The sequence below is a fragment of the Flammeovirga sp. SJP92 genome, assembly GCF_001583495.1.
Classification (GTDB): domain Bacteria; phylum Bacteroidota; class Bacteroidia; order Cytophagales; family Flammeovirgaceae; genus Flammeovirga.
This window is the reverse complement of the sequence record NZ_LQAQ01000015.1, coordinates 19,972-34,966: the sequence shown is the minus strand read 5'-3', so window position 1 is coordinate 34,966 and position 14,995 is coordinate 19,972. Positions and strand designations below refer to the sequence as shown.

Annotated in this window: 11 protein-coding genes; 4 read left to right on the top strand and 7 right to left on the bottom strand. The window is 36.2% G+C overall.

What is annotated here, in order from left to right:
• Positions 1–146: 146 nt before the first annotated feature.
• From AVL50_RS01615 to AVL50_RS01585, 7 genes are all read right to left on the bottom strand, one after another.
• Positions 147–1,085 (bottom strand): TIGR01212 family radical SAM protein, encoded by a 939-nt coding sequence (locus AVL50_RS01615; protein WP_062614728.1) that lies wholly within the window; start codon positions 1,083–1,085, stop codon positions 147–149.
• A 21-nt stretch (positions 1,086–1,106) separates the two neighbouring features.
• Positions 1,107–2,342 (bottom strand): MFS transporter, encoded by a 1,236-nt coding sequence (locus AVL50_RS01610; protein ID WP_062614727.1) that lies wholly within the window; start codon positions 2,340–2,342, stop codon positions 1,107–1,109.
• Positions 2,343–2,715: 373 nt separating this feature from the next.
• Complete coding sequence (gene fbp, locus AVL50_RS01605) at positions 2,716–3,759, bottom strand: class 1 fructose-bisphosphatase (RefSeq protein WP_062614726.1); 1,044 nt, start codon at positions 3,757–3,759, stop codon at positions 2,716–2,718.
• A 174-nt stretch (positions 3,760–3,933) separates the two neighbouring features.
• Positions 3,934–4,326 (bottom strand): phasin family protein, encoded by a 393-nt coding sequence (locus AVL50_RS01600; protein WP_063850506.1) that lies wholly within the window; start codon positions 4,324–4,326, stop codon positions 3,934–3,936.
• 189 nt (positions 4,327–4,515) lie between these two features.
• Positions 4,516–5,418 (bottom strand): alpha/beta hydrolase, encoded by a 903-nt coding sequence (locus tag AVL50_RS01595; protein ID WP_082795619.1) that lies wholly within the window; start codon positions 5,416–5,418, stop codon positions 4,516–4,518.
• A gap of 15 nt (positions 5,419–5,433) precedes the next feature.
• The gene (locus AVL50_RS01590) at positions 5,434–5,859 is read right to left on the bottom strand and encodes a thioesterase family protein (protein ID WP_062614724.1); all 426 of its coding nucleotides are present in this window, start codon (positions 5,857–5,859) and stop codon (positions 5,434–5,436) included.
• A 426-nt stretch (positions 5,860–6,285) separates the two neighbouring features.
• A complete protein-coding gene (locus AVL50_RS01585) occupies positions 6,286–7,230 on the bottom strand; it encodes an alpha/beta hydrolase (RefSeq protein WP_082795618.1) in 945 nt (314 codons plus the stop codon).
• Between the two features lie 159 nt (positions 7,231–7,389).
• Here AVL50_RS01585 and AVL50_RS01580 point away from each other — a divergent pair, with 159 nt between their 5' ends.
• The 4 genes from AVL50_RS01580 to AVL50_RS01565 all read left to right on the top strand — a co-directional run bounded on the left by AVL50_RS01580 (position 7,390) and on the right by AVL50_RS01565 (position 14,941).
• Positions 7,390–9,144 (top strand): M14 family metallopeptidase, encoded by a 1,755-nt coding sequence (locus tag AVL50_RS01580; RefSeq protein WP_253764242.1) that lies wholly within the window; start codon positions 7,390–7,392, stop codon positions 9,142–9,144.
• A 12-nt stretch (positions 9,145–9,156) separates the two neighbouring features.
• Positions 9,157–9,585: a YkvA family protein gene (locus AVL50_RS01575; protein WP_062614722.1), complete on the top strand. Its 429-nt coding sequence runs from the start codon at positions 9,157–9,159 to the stop codon at positions 9,583–9,585.
• 604 nt (positions 9,586–10,189) lie between these two features.
• A complete protein-coding gene (locus tag AVL50_RS01570) occupies positions 10,190–13,282 on the top strand; it encodes a TonB-dependent receptor (protein ID WP_082795617.1) in 3,093 nt (1,030 codons plus the stop codon).
• A 15-nt stretch (positions 13,283–13,297) separates the two neighbouring features.
• Complete coding sequence (locus AVL50_RS01565) at positions 13,298–14,941, top strand: RagB/SusD family nutrient uptake outer membrane protein (protein ID WP_082795616.1); 1,644 nt, start codon at positions 13,298–13,300, stop codon at positions 14,939–14,941.
• Positions 14,942–14,995: the final 54 nt, after the last annotated feature.

Sequence of the window (14,995 nt, the reverse complement as noted above, 5' to 3'; positions counted from 1 at the left end):
AAAACAATAAATAGAATTAGTATTAGATAATTTTGAATTTGTACTTAACCCTTTTCAAGTGTATTCTAAAGATTAGAAACGCTTCTTCCTTCCTTAAAGATACTATTCTTCTTTGAAAGAGAAGGCTTCAGTGAATCTTGAGTTATTTATACTTCTTGGTATAAAGCCCCTTGATAAGTATCCCTTTCTTTCAATCTCTTCTCAATCATCAATTGAATTTGATTGGGTCTGATCCCCCAGTTAGGAGCGATTCTTAGATTGATAGGAGTGTCACTGCTGAAACGTTGAATAGCGATATCTGGACGAAGTCTTTCTAAGAAATCCACCATAAAATCTACATATTCGTCAGGCTGGAAAAGAGGGAATTGAGAAGGATCTTCTTTGAATTGCTTGGCCATGATGGTTCCTTTTACAATCTGAAGCTGATGGAATTTTAGAGATTCTAAAGGTAATTTATTCAAGATCTCAGCTTGAGCTAAGGTCTCCTCTCTTGTTTCACCCGGCAACCCAAATAACATATGTCCTGCCACTGAAATACCTCTATCTACTACTTTTTGAATGGCTTCTACAGAATCTTCAAAAGAGTGGCCTCTGTTGACCCTATCCAGTGTTTTATTATAACACGATTCTATACCGAATTCAATAAAAATCAAATGTTCTTTTGAAAGTTCTTCCAGATAATCTAATTGCTCATCAGATAAGCAGTCCGGTCTTGTGCCAATCACCAACCCGTCAATTTTGGGATGATTTAATGCTTCAGAATAAATCTCTTTCAAATATTCCAAAGTACCATAAGTATTGGAATACGCTTGGAAATAACCTACAAAAGCTTTTGCACTATGATATCTGCCAGGCAAAAACTCCATTCCATGATCAATCTGCTTTGTAATGCTCATCATTCCATCGTGAAGATAATTAGGAACAAAGCTGTCGTTATTACAAAAAGTACACCCGCCGTACCCAAGAGAACCATCTCTGTTGGGACATGTAAATTCAGCATGAATAGAGACTTTTTGAATTCGTCCTCCATATTTACTTTTTAACTGCTGAGAGTAAGGGAAATACCTTCTAGATTGAAAGTTCATGATTTATGTACGGTTAAAACTTTATTTTGAGACTAAATTTTTCATTCGTTCTTTATGTGCTTTTGTATCACTGATCTGCTTGAACATAAAGACACCTAGCATGGTTGCAATTACGCTACAAATACCCACTATGTTATAATTTTCCAGTTGATGTGTTGCTGGATTATCAATTATTATCAGACCAGCGGTAAAGGAAGCCAATCCTTGAGATAAATTTTGGACAGCGGAACGAATACTCATAAAACTTCCTCTCTGTTTAGGGTCTGCTGTTCCAAGGATCAAGGCGTTTGCAGGGATTGACCTGGCACCGCAAATAAAGAAGAGAGAAGAAAATACAAGTACCACTGGAATACTCATGGATGGAACATTTGTCAAAACCAATGCTGGGATGATGGTGATAAATGATATAATTACAAAAACATAATATTTACCATAGTGATCTGACCATTTCCCTATTTTTGGAGAGAAATACAAAGTCGCAAGTCCTCCACATAAGTAAATCCAAGTCAATTGCTGATCCAAGAAACCTATGTTTTTGACCATATATGGTGAAAAGAAAGGAATCAAAAGGAAATGGCCAAAGAAAACCAAAAACAGAGCAAACAAGCCTTTTAATTGTTTGCCGTTTTTCAATACATTCAACAAAGGAGAAAAGAAAGACCCATTAGTTGGCTTATGCTCCAAGTGGCTTTTCATTTCTTCTAGTCTGTAATAGCAGACAAACCAAAGTATACTGGATAAAATTGCAATGATGATAAAAGGTGCATGCCAATGAATGGTCACTCCAAGATATAGGCCGATAGGTACTCCTACTGCAGAAGAAACTGCAAAGCCAGTCATAAGAATTCCAATACCCGTTCCTCTTTTCTCTTCTGGAAGCATATCACCTACAATTGTAAATAAGGTGGCATTAATCAATCCTCCAAAAATACCGGTGAACAGCCTTGCGAAAAGCAGAAAATTGTAGGAATCAGCAATTCCGCAAAGTACAGTTCCAAAAGTGAAAAATGCATATATGAATAAAAACATTTTCTTTCTTTCGAATTTATCGATAAAGAAAATGGACAGTAAGCCTGATACTGATGCCGCCAATGTGTATGATGATACCACTGCACTCCACTGAATGGGAGTCATGCTGAATGTTTCCTGTAAAGTATGTCCTAAAGGCATCAATACAACGAAATCTAAGATATTCGTAAAGCTAACTGCCGCAAGGATGTATAACGTTACTTTCTCTTTTTTATTTAATGAAATCATACTGTAAAATGTTAGGTAGAAGTTCGCCTTCTATTATTGTCAGTTCAAAGATGAGTACACACACATTTGTAAAGTTAGAGTTAAAACAATGAAAAGTAGCATCACTAAACTTTTATTATGATAAATCTCTGTTAATGCTGATTTTCTTGTTTATCAAGGGCTTATAAATAAAAAATGGCCAGCTAAATTAGTGATTAGCTGACCATTAAAAGTACTAGAATAAAAGTTATTGGGGTTTTTGTATCTGTTTGGTTTTATTCTTTGTTTGATCTTAAAATAAAGTTGTACTTCATTTTTTAAATCTTCCTAGGTAAAGGTGAAAAATAATAACCTAAAAACTTCCGAATTATTCTGTCCTAGTAAGTAAGACTTTTTATTTTACTTCAACACCGTTGACGGGTGGAGCTGTAATTGGTTCATGTTTCTTTCCCTGTAAGTAAGCCATTGCTTCCTCAACCATCTTTGGAGAGCCAACATAAAACGGAGTTCTTTGATGGAACTCTGTTGGTTTAATGTCCAAGATGCGCTGATAACCATCAGTGGCCATAGCGCCAGATTGTTCCGCCAAGAAGGCAAGTGCGTTGCATTCGTACAACAAACGCAGTTTTCCGTGTTTATACTTTGATGTAGAAGGGTAGATGTAAATCCCGCCTTTCAGCAAGTTTCTATGGAAATCTCCAACTAAAGAACCGATGTATCGGCTAGAATACTCTCTGTCTTTGCATTGAGCAATATACTCTTTCAAACCATCAGCAAAAGTGTTGTATCCACCCTCGTTGATAGAGTAGATCGAGCCATCTTCCTTGCATTGCATGTTAGGATGCGAAAGGAAATACTCACCCAATGAAGGTTCGTAAGTAAAGCCGTTGACACCATAGCCTGTACTGTACACAAGCATAGTTGAAGAACCATAAAGTACATATCCTGCCGCCACTTGTTCAGTGCCTTGTTGCAGCATATCTTCCTTGGTAGGCGGTCTTCCAATAGGTGAACGTCTACGGTAAATTGAGAATATTGTACCTACAAGTACATTTACATCAATGTTTGAAGAACCGTCCAGCGGATCTATAGTCACGATGTATTTAGCATGGTGATTTCCTGTGTCAATGATTCCATCAACCTCCTCAGAAATGATTCCACAAGTTTCTCCACCTTTAGAAAGAGCTCTTGTAAAACGAATATCAGCAATCATATCAAGTTTTTGCTGTGCTTCTCCCTGTACATTTTCTGCGCCTGCACCACCTTCAATTCCTGCCAAGCCGGCTCTATTGATTTCTCTATTTATAATTTTAGAGGCCAGGGCAATATCACGGAGAAGTTGAGAAAGCTCTCCAGTAGCATATGGAAATTGTTCCTGCTTTTGAGCAATAAAGCGATCAAGAGCAGTACCTACAGATGCGGTAAGTTTATCCATCATAATTTTTGGTGAATAATTTAGTGTGTTTTTCGTTGTCTCTTATTGGTTGGGTAAAATTAGGTAATTATTTTAGAATTGTTGCAATCGGTTGCATTTTGTGTAAAAAAAAGACCGACAATTCTGTACATCATACAGTACTGTCGGCCCACACACATCACAAAAGTACCAAAAGGCTTACGCTTCTGACGCTTCTGAAGACGTAGTAGTTTTCTTAGCAGGAGCTTTTCTTGGTGTAGAAGCCTTTGCTTGTGCGGCTTCTAAAGCTTCAATACGAGCCTTTAAGATCTCTACCTCTTCAGAATCTCCTCCTTTAAACATTGAAGTGATCTTGTCGAAATCAAAGTTTAAGGACGATGTAAATTTTTCAGCTAATGTTTTGAGTTGGTCTTCAAATTCGTTTTTCTTAGCTTCTGTGCTATCTACAAATTCGTCAACAATTTTCTTCCCTTCTTCTACAGTCAATTTCTCTTCTGCTACTAATTTGTCAACTACTTCTTGTATTTTCTCGATAGTAAATGCTGTGATACCTACTCCGGTATAAACAAGCTTTTTTAATAGTTCTTCCATGGTGCTTATTTTTTATTTTGTGGTTAAACTTGGTTGTTCAATCACCTTGAGTTATTGTTTTTACAAAGGTAGTAAAAATAAATGAATGAACAATCATTATTGAGACTTATCTATAAATTATGAAATATTTAAGTTTATTTATAATCTCTTGATAAAGATAGAGATAAGTGATGGAAATAACTATTACGATTACTTGAATTGTTGATTAATATAAACCGAAACTTTTGTCAATGCTTCATCGGATTCTGGGATAAAACGCCAGAACAGTTGCCACCAATGGATCAGGTCCTCCCATTCTTGATAAGTTACATCGATTTTTTGGTCTTCTAAAGCCTTTTTCAGTCTGACGCTGTCATCATGTAACACCTCATTCTTAGAGGTTTGTATCAGCATAGGGGGGAAATCTGAAAAATCGCCATAAAGTGGAGATACATACGGGTCATCCAGTGGTTTAGACCCTGCATATACCTCCGCCCATCTTTTCATTTCATCAATTTTGACAAAAGGGTCCGTGTATTTATTGTCTTCCACAGTCTCTCCGGTGTGCATTAAGTCAAGCCAAGGTGAAAGACAAATTCCTGCTTTAGGTAATTTTTCACCTTTATCTTTCAGCATAAAAAATAAAGTACAAACTAAACCGCCGCCGGCAGAATCTCCTGCCACAACAATTTGATTTGCTTGATAACCTTCTTTCAAAAGAAACTGATAACCTGCATAAGCATCTTCAATGGGGGCAGGGCAAGCATGATTAGGAATCTTCCTGTAATTGATCAACAATGCTTCTGTAGAAGTGTCTTTTACAATTTTCCCCACCATATGACGGTGTGTTTGATTGGAGCCAATCGCAAATCCGCCTCCATGAAGATAAAGCAATGCCTTTTTCTTTTCTGAAGCATATACAGGCTTGATGATTTCGGCCTCCATTGTTCCAATCTTGAACTTATTGGATTTTACACCCCATGGTAAAAGTGCCACTAGAGATATAAATTCAGTAGTTTCTCTTAATAGGGTAAGGTTAATATCTTTTGTAGGAAAAAGAGTAGAGGATAGATTCAACCCCATTTTCAAAATCCTATGCTGAAATGATGACATTGACGACTAGGTTAATTATTTGAATAACTCATCTTTTATGATGGTTGAAATTTTCTTAGGTTTTTGTGTCTTGATATCAAAAGCAACTAATACTACATCAGCTTCTAATGCCACAAGGTCTGTTCCTTTAATATAAATAATTTGATGGAAAGTAACACTTGAACTTCCCACTTTAACGACTTGAGAGTGTAATTCCAACTCTTGATGCATGGAAGCAGGATACTTGAAGTTGATATTGTAATTCGCAATGACAAAGGTTGTATCTTCTTTGCTTGCCAATAATAAGGTCTCGTTGTTTTCAAAGTGACACCACCTTGCTTCTTCTAGAAACTCCATGTACCTCATATTGTTTACATGCTGGAAACTATCAATGTGATAATTTCTGACTTTTATCGTTGTCTTGCTTACTCTGCCTGTTGTTGTATCTGTTTGTTCTGTCATGAGTTAAGGTGTATTGGTGATGAATGAGTGAATATACATACATCATGGGGTAATTCGCAAATTATTAAAGAATCAGATGGGAGTGGCGTTTATAAAACTAATTTCAACCTTCTTAAAAAACTCAAGAGAAATAAGAGTATGTTTGAATCATCTTTTTTAATAAAAATCCACCCTTTTAGAACGTGAGTTTATTAATTTCATCAACTATAGAGCTACTATTTTCTCTGAAATTAATTGCCTCAAAACTAAAATGGAGAATTTTTACTTCTAAAATATATATTTCAAACATGCTCTAAAGCTTAAACCTAGAATATAGAAAGTTAGTAAAACCGCCAATGAATTTGGTTAGAATTCTCGAATACTTAGTATATAAAAAAGCCCATGATTTCAAATCATGGGCTTCTCAAAAAGTCTTCTTTATAATTTTTACTTCGCTAATTGCGAAAGAATAGTGTTGACATAATTCATAACTGTAATTTCGTACATTACAGGTGCCTTAGTGATAGATTTGGCGTGAGTTGCCTCTGGAACCAACCAAATGTATTTCTCACCAAACTTCTTCGCTTCAAATAAGTCTTTTGTCATTTGCATTGGGATATACTTATCGGCTTTGCCATGAATAAACAAGAAAGGAACTTTGGAGTTTTTGACACTCTGAATTGGAGAAGCATCTCCTAGGTAAAAATCCGCCAGCATTTTTGTCACTACACTAGAGGTATTCATAAAGCCCAAATCCGGCACGTTAAAGTCTTCATAAGCTCTGAAAGCAAGCAATTCCTTTGTATCAGAGAAAGGACAATCTGCAATATAAAAGTCTACTGAGTGTGTCGATTCATTAATTCCTGAGTGAGAGGTGACTGTTGCTCCTCCTAAAGATTCACCGTGTGCAAGAATAAAGTCTTCAGGTTTTCTCTTTTTTGTCCATTGCACAATTTTTTCCAGATCTTGGCTTTCAAAATAACTGAAGCTCACCTGTTCTCCGCCGCTTAAACCATGTTTTCTATGATCGTAAAGTACAACATCAATTCCATGTTTTAAATAAATCTGTGCATAACGCATCATTCTCCATCTATCATGGGTCACACCATGCACCATTACGGCTGTGAGCTTTACAGAGTCTTCAGGTGCTTCAAGGTAAGTGCCGCTCAAAGTATACCCTTGCTCAGAAGTTACTTCAAAATCTTCACGACTTACTTTATCAAGCCATAAAGTATCAAAAGAACCATTTTCCTTTTCGCTCTGCAACATACTTTCTCCTTGATGTGTTGAAATCAAACACGTTTGAGTATAAGTGAAAAAAGAAACAATGGTATATAGAGCTACGACGAAAACTATTATTGTAAGATTTATTTTTTTGAAGGAAGGTTTCATTGTTAATGGTTTACTATAAGAATTTATTTAAAACTATTTGAACAATATAAATAATCTTTGTTGAATCAATTTATTTGTAGATATTCATGTGCTAGTGCAGACATTGCTAAATATTGAATGAACAAAGCACTTCATATTGACCATAAACATATCAAGATAGTGATAAAATTACGCAATACTTTTTTAATTTCAAGTTTATTGGCTTTTATTTTTTCATGTACAGAGAAGCCGGCAGTAGAAGAGTCAGATTGGTTGACACCATTTGAAAAGTCAAAAGGAACTGAGACTTTCACTTATGAGGAAGGAATTGCCTATTTTATGAAGTTGGGTGAGGCATATGAGTCATTTCGAGTAGTAGAGTATGGGAAAACAGACAGTGGTTATCCATTACATGTAGGTATTTATTCCAAAGAAAGCAGTTTTATTCCTTCTGATATTAAAAAGAAAAATGTATTACTGATCAACAATGCAATCCACCCAGGAGAACCGGATGGTGTAGATGCATCCATGATGTTGTTGCGTGATATGTTGCAGGGGAAAGTTAATGTTGAGAATGAAAATACGATTGTTGCAGTGATTCCCTTTTATAATATTGGTGGAGCCTTAAATCGAAATTCTTCAACAAGAGCCAATCAAGAAGGTCCCAATGAATATGGTTTTAGAGGAAATGCAAAAAATCTGGATTTGAATAGGGATTTTATCAAAATGGACTCTGAAAATATGAGGTCATTTGCTGAGATTTTTCATCTCTATGAACCTGAATTATTTATTGATACACATGTGAGCAATGGTGCTGACTATCAACATGTATTGACTTACTTGGCTACACATGAGGAAAAATTGGGAGGAGAGATCGGTACTTTTATGAAGGACAAGATGAATCCTTTTTTAGAAAATGAAATGAAAAAAGAAGGATGGGATATTGTACCCTATGTGAATGTTTGGGGAACAACGCCAGATAAGGGATATGTACAGTTTTTTGATTCTCCTCGTTACTCTTCAGGGTATACGGCATTGTTCAATACCCCAAGTTATGTGATTGAAACGCATATGCTGAAACCCTATCAGCAAAGGACTCAAGCCACTTATGATTTCTTGAAAAAAGCCATTGTATTTTTAGAAAAGCACGGTGATGAACTATCGAAGGCAAAGGAAGCTAAATTTGAAGCAGATCAGAAAGCCAATGCAATAGCCATTAATTGGAGTATTGATTCTTCTAAGGTAGATCAAATTCGTTTTAAAGGCTATGAAGGTAGTTATAAACCAAGTGAAGTGAGTGGTTTATCACGTTTGTATTATGATCGTTCTAAACCTTATGAGAAGGAAATACCTTTTTATTCTGGGTTGAAAGTGACGAAAAGAGAAACAAAACCGGACTTTTTTATTATTCCAAAAGCATGGGGTAATGTGATTGCCGCTTTAGAATATAATCATATAAAAATGACGAAACTGGAAGAAGATCAAACGTTGACAGTAGATGTCAAATACATTGAGAATTATAAAACAGTACAGCATCCTTACGAAGGTCATTATTTACATTATGATATAAGTACCACAGCAAAAGTAGAGGAGGTTCTCTTCAGAAAAGGTGATTACATGGTACCAACAGATCAAAGGAGAGTTCGTTTCTTGATGGAGACACTTACTCCTGAAGGAAAAGACAGTTATTTTGCTTGGAATTACTTTGACCCTATTTTACAGCAAAAAGAGCATTTTTCTTCCTATGTATTTGAAGACAAAGCAGTCACAATTCTCAAGAAAAATCCCGAACTTAAAAAAGCATTAGAGCAAAAGAAAAAAGAGGATGAAGGGTTTAGAAATTCTGCTTATCAGCAATTGGAGTTTATATACGATCACTCTGACCATAAAGAGAGGTCTTACCTAAGGTATCCCATTTATAAATACAATCAATAAAAACCTAAAAATATGGAGTTGAAAAATATAGAAACAGAAAAATACGTCAAGGCTTTCAAGGAGAGTAAGTTTATGAATGCTCTTTTTAAAATGGCAAAAAAAGCAGGGGAGAAAGTGGTTTATGTTGCTCTTCTACTTTTCTTCATGTACATAGATGAAGAGACACCAAGTAAAGCCAAAGTTGCTATTGCAGGAGCGTTGGGTTATTTATTGGTCCCTATGGATCTTATTCCTGATTTTATTCCAGTAGTGGGTTTTGCAGATGATTTCTCTGTTGTTTTTGCCGCTATCGGTTACGTGTCTGTGTGTTTGAAGCAAGAACACAAAGAACTCGCTTTGGAAAAAATGGAAAAATGGTTTGAAGATTTTGATAGAAGTGAGGTAGAGGGGTTAAATGAATTGATTTTCAGTAAAAAAGAAGAAGCAAAGGAGGAGAAATAAATTATTTACCAAATGATAATTTTTGAAAACGGCCTGTAAGATCAATAGTTCTTACAGGCCGTTTTTTATAGAAAAAAAATTAAAAAAGCCATTTTAAAACAACATTGCCTACACGCTCAGCAACATTTTTTCAAACTTAAAGCAACTTGTTATTTACTAATACTACCCCTCAGTAACACCTTAAACACCTACTTTTGATGTATAATTATTTTTCAAACATGCTCTAAAAACAACTAAAACATGAAATGAAATAGGTACATCACAAAAAATGAAATGCTCTTTCCAAAACACTAACGGAAGAAGGTACTTGATAAAGGTAACTTCCTTATCAGGTTGTGATTAAGCAGTAAACAACAACCTTTTTATGAATGAGGTGGTAGGTTATTAAAATTCCTCATTGATAATGGTATAGAGAAAAATACTCAAATCTTGAAACTAAACAATTAGGTAGCGAGTGCAGCACATCGCACTTATACTTTCAGTGTGCTCAGTCTAACTATTGATGCACTAATTATTATGCAATACTTATTTTTTATAAAAATGGAAAGTGTTCTCAATACCAAAAGGTTATGCTCTCTTATGAAATGAATATGAATTAAAAAGTATGATTAAAATTACATTTTCAGAGATATTGACAGTGTGTCTATTATCTCTTCTATCCTTCAATGTATTGGCTCAAGATATCATTAAAGGGGTGGTACTTGATGAGAAAAATGCTCCAATACCCGGAGCTAACATCCTTATTAAAGGGACATTAAAAGGTACAGTGACGAATATGGATGGGGAATTTTCTTTGTCCGTCAACACAACTGACGTATTGGTCTTTTCATATATTGGTTATCAAAAGAAAGAAATGCCTGTGAAAGGGCTGAGTACTTTAAAAGTACAATTAGAGCTGGATGCAAAACAGTTGGATGAAATTGTGGTAGTTGGGTATGGCGTTCAGAAGAAAAGCATTGTGACAGGAGCCATTTCCTCAATTAAATCTGAAGAAGTAGAATCTACTCCAATTGCCAATGCCTCTCAAGCTCTGCAAGGGAGGACATCGGGTGTGATTGTCCAAAGCAACTCAGGTGCTCCAGGAGGAGAGGTAAGCATCAAAATTAGAGGGGTGAGCAGTAATGGAAACTCTTCACCGTTATACATTGTGGATGGATTACAAGTGGGCAACATCAATAATATTTCTCCTAATGATATAGAGTCAATTGAAGTGCTTAAAGATGCCGCTTCAGCCGCAATATTTGGAGCAAGGGGCGCCAATGGTGTGGTACTTGTGACCACCAAACAAGGTGAAAAGGGGAAATATAAAATTACTTATGATGGGTACTATGGTATCCAAGAAGCATCTAACAAAGTGAAAATGTTGAATGCAACGGAGTACATGCGTATTCATAATGCAGCAAGTGAATGGGATAATACAGTGCCTCGCTATTCAGAAGACAGAATTCAACAAAATACAATAGATACGGATTGGCAGGATGAAATGTATCAGCCTGCACCGATTACCAATCATGCATTAAGTTTTTCTGGTGGAGGAAAGAAGTCCAGCTTCAGTAGTTCATTGTCTTATTTCTCTCAAGATGGTATTGTTGGAGGGAGCGATAAATCCAATTTTGATCGTTATACTTTCAGAATTAATTCAACACATGAAATCAATGAAGTGATCACTTTTGGTCAGAATTTATCCTATTCGTATTCCAAGGCAAGGGGTTTTAATGAAAAACAGCAAGTTTCCACCTTATCGAGCATGTATTTACACGACCCATTGACGCCTGTATTTACAGATGATCCCACAGGATATCATAAAGATGCGGTGACAAATAGTGCAGGCCAATATTATGCAATCAGTGAAGAATTGGATGGTTATGCAGGAAACCCAATGGCGATTCTTGAAACTCAAAATAGAGAACAACTGACTGGAACGTTGAGAGGTAATGTTTATTTGGATTTTAATTTGGGAACATTGGTGGAAGGACTAAAATTTAAAACAAGTTTTGGTCTCAACAACTACAACAGTCACAATAGAGTATTCACCCCTGCATTCTATATTTCTGCACAAGGCCCTTTTCAAAACGGCACAAGTACAGCACAGGTGACTACAAATAGCAATACATCTATTCAATTTGAAAATGTATTGAGCTATTCAAGATCTTTTGGAAAACAGAATATTTCGGCAATTCTTGGGCATTCTTTGATCAGTGATCAATACCGTAATACGAACAGTACAAATTCAGATATCTATCCAAGCACTTGGCATTATGGATGGCCTTCTAATGGCGGTCAGGAAAACATGCTGGCAGAAGCGATGCTGAATGAATCAAGACTAGTATCATTTTTTGGCAGGGTGAGCTACAATTATGATGAGAAATACATGCTGAATGCCACCATCAGAAGAGATGGATCAACCCGTTTTGGAGAGAACAATAAGTATGGAATTTTCCCATCATTGTCGGCCGGATGGACAATATCTAATGAAGATTTTTTCCAAGTGGACCACAACAAAATCAGTTTAATCAAACTAAGAGGATCGTGGGGACAAGTGGGAAATGACAGGATAGGTAATTGGGGGCATATGTCGATCATGGAACGTAGTGATCATTATATCATTAATGGAAGTCTTGTACAAGGTTTTGCTCCTTTGAGAGCAGCAAATCCAGATTTGAAATGGGAAACTTCAGAGACATTGAACCTGGGTCTAGACCTTGGCTTCTTGAACAATAAATTGACTTTTACAGTAGAATACTACGATAAATTGACAAAAGATTTATTGTATGAACTTCCAATTCCGGCCTTTACAGGAAGAATGGGACCACTCGCCAATATTGGTACGGTCTCAAATAAAGGGGTAGAGTTTGATATTCGATTTACTGGAGAAATCAGAAAGTTGAAGATTGATATCCTAGGCAATATGTCTTACAATCATAACAATATGACGAAACTGGAAAACGCAGAGGGTTATTTTAACGGTAGAAATCTGGGTACTCTGGATGGAAATATGAGAGTACAGGAAGGTTACCCAATGCCATTTTTCTTTGCCTATAAAACGGATGGAATATTCCAAAACCAAGATGAAGTGAACAATCACACAAGTGCAGAGGGAGAGTTGATACAGCCTAATGCAAAGCCTGGCGATATCCGTTTTGTGGATATCAATGCCGATGGTAAAATTTCTGATGAAGACAGAACAAATATAGGTAATGCTATACCGAAGTTCAATTATGGTTTGACCTTAAATCTCGGTTATAAAAATTGGGATATGAGTATGTTCTTGCAAGCACAAACTCACTATGATATTGCCAATGTTGCTTACGGCCCGAATGAAACGTATCAAAATTTGAATGCGAGACATTTAGGCTACTGGAAAGGGGAGGGCTCAACGAACGAGTGGCCAGCGATGACACATGAAGATGCTAATGGCAACTTCACTAAAATCAATGATATGATTCACATTGAAGATGCAAGCTACTTAAGGCTCAGAAATCTTCAATTAGGTTACACATTCCCAACAAGAATCTCTCAAAAGGCAGGTATGGATCGATTTAGAATTTATGGTTCAGTTCAAAACCTCTTTACCATCACCAATTATTCTGGAGCAGACCCGGAGTTTAGTGACAGCGACCTTCTTCGCTATGGCCTTGACAATGGTTCTTATCCTCAGTCAAGAACATACCTTATGGGCCTTAATGTATCATTCTAAAAGAGTTATTATCAGATGAAAAAAATATATTTAATCCTTCTAGTGCTGTTTATGAGTTGTGATTACTTGGATATACAACCCAATGATAGAATTCCATCTTCACAATATTATAATTCAGTTGATGAAGCTTACCAAGCATTATTAGGTGCTTATGAGCCAATACGTACCATGAAAATGAATTACGTAGATGCCTTTCCTTTATTTTCTATCGCTTTATTCAGTGAATGCATGTCGGATAATGTAAATGGGGGTGCCAATAAAAAACAAACTAATAATCCTTATCAGGAAGCCAATCAATTTGAAATGAGCCCGATCCGTTCAGAAGCTTTTTGGAGAAGGTCTTATAATGGTATTTCAAGAGTGAATTCACTTTTACACAATTGGAACAATATCATTGTGAAACAGGGAGAAGAAGCTAAAGCAGATAACATTTTAGGCGAAGCATATTTTCTTAGAGCACATTATTACTATGAATTGTTGAGAATGTATGAAAATGTAGTGCTAACAACTACACCAATTGATGGAACAAGTTGGAGAAACTACAAGCAAGAAGATCCTCATGTAGTTTATGCACAAGCCACAGATGATTATTTGAAAAGTTTTGAATTGATGGCAGATCAAGAACCTGAAAGGGGAAGAATGTCTGTATTTGCTTCCAAGGCAGAGTTGTTGAAAATGTTTCTTTTTTACACTGGATATTATGGAAAAGATGCTCTTCCAAGAACAGATGGTAGTGAATTCACACTTGACAATGCCATTGCCCTAGCAGATGATATTTACCTGAATAGTGGTAAAAAATTACTTCCTAATTATGCAGATAATTTTGATCCATTGACAAGTAATTGGAATGATGAAGTACTTTTAGAAATTCCACACGTAGACTCTGGTTTGCCGGGTTGGACTGGAATTAAGTCAGGCAATATCATGTGCAGAGCCTCAGGCCCATGGGGTGGAAAAGGAAAAGCATTTGATGCCACTTATGCAGACGGTTGGGCAAATGGAGTACCAAGAAGAAAGTTATTGTCGCTTTGGGATGATCCCAATGACGAACGTAAAAACGCAACAATTCTTACTGCCCAAGAAGTGGAAGAAGGACAAAATGAGGAAGGTTTTGATCCAGAAAATACCACTTACCCTATTAAGATAGGTTGGCAACACACTGGACTTTACAATAAGAAATACAGTACATTTGCGTCTATTCAGCCATCCATAGCTGTCAATTTAAATTACGGCATGAACTATCATGCCCTTCGCTTTGCAGATGTGATATTAATGGCAGGGGAATTATATCTCAAAAAAGGAAACACAGGCAAAGCATTAGAATACGTTAATGAAGTACGTGTAAGAGCAAAGGCATCACCTTTGACCACTCTCAATGAAGATCTATTATTTGCAGAAAGAAATAGAGAATTGGCTTTGGAAGGTGTAAGGTACCATGATTTACTCAGAAGGTATGGACAAGGAAATTTGAATACTGTCAAATCAATTTTAGATGTACAAAACTATACGCCAGAAACTGATGAAATTGATCGTTACGGTGAAGCTGGAAAAAGTGAAGACTATGAAATCGATTTCAAAATAGAACAAAGAGGTTTTCTTCCAATTCCAATTGTTGAATTGGATGTTCATCCTGATTTAAAACAGAATGACGGTTATTAGATCTATTTTCTGATAAAATACAAAAGGCTTAGAGCATTTATTAAAACTCTAAGC

What these genes read in the sequence shown, in the direction of transcription:
- AVL50_RS01615 (WP_062614728.1), bottom strand. Translation starts at nt 1,085, where the DNA reads ATGAACTTTCAATCTAGAAGGTATTTCCCTTACTCTCAGCAGTTAAAA.
- AVL50_RS01610 (WP_062614727.1), bottom strand. Translation starts at nt 2,342, where the DNA reads ATGATTTCATTAAATAAAAAAGAGAAAGTAACGTTATACATCCTTGCG.
- fbp (WP_062614726.1), bottom strand. Translation starts at nt 3,759, where the DNA reads ATGATGGATAAACTTACCGCATCTGTAGGTACTGCTCTTGATCGCTTT.
- AVL50_RS01600 (WP_063850506.1), bottom strand. Translation starts at nt 4,326, where the DNA reads ATGGAAGAACTATTAAAAAAGCTTGTTTATACCGGAGTAGGTATCACA.
- AVL50_RS01595 (WP_082795619.1), bottom strand. Translation starts at nt 5,418, where the DNA reads ATGTCATCATTTCAGCATAGGATTTTGAAAATGGGGTTGAATCTATCC.
- AVL50_RS01590 (WP_062614724.1), bottom strand. Translation starts at nt 5,859, where the DNA reads ATGACAGAACAAACAGATACAACAACAGGCAGAGTAAGCAAGACAACG.
- AVL50_RS01585 (WP_082795618.1), bottom strand. Translation starts at nt 7,230, where the DNA reads ATGAAACCTTCCTTCAAAAAAATAAATCTTACAATAATAGTTTTCGTC.
- AVL50_RS01575 (WP_062614722.1), top strand. Translation starts at nt 9,157, where the DNA reads ATGGAGTTGAAAAATATAGAAACAGAAAAATACGTCAAGGCTTTCAAG.
- AVL50_RS01570 (WP_082795617.1), top strand. Translation starts at nt 10,190, where the DNA reads ATGATTAAAATTACATTTTCAGAGATATTGACAGTGTGTCTATTATCT.
- AVL50_RS01565 (WP_082795616.1), top strand. Translation starts at nt 13,298, where the DNA reads ATGAAAAAAATATATTTAATCCTTCTAGTGCTGTTTATGAGTTGTGAT.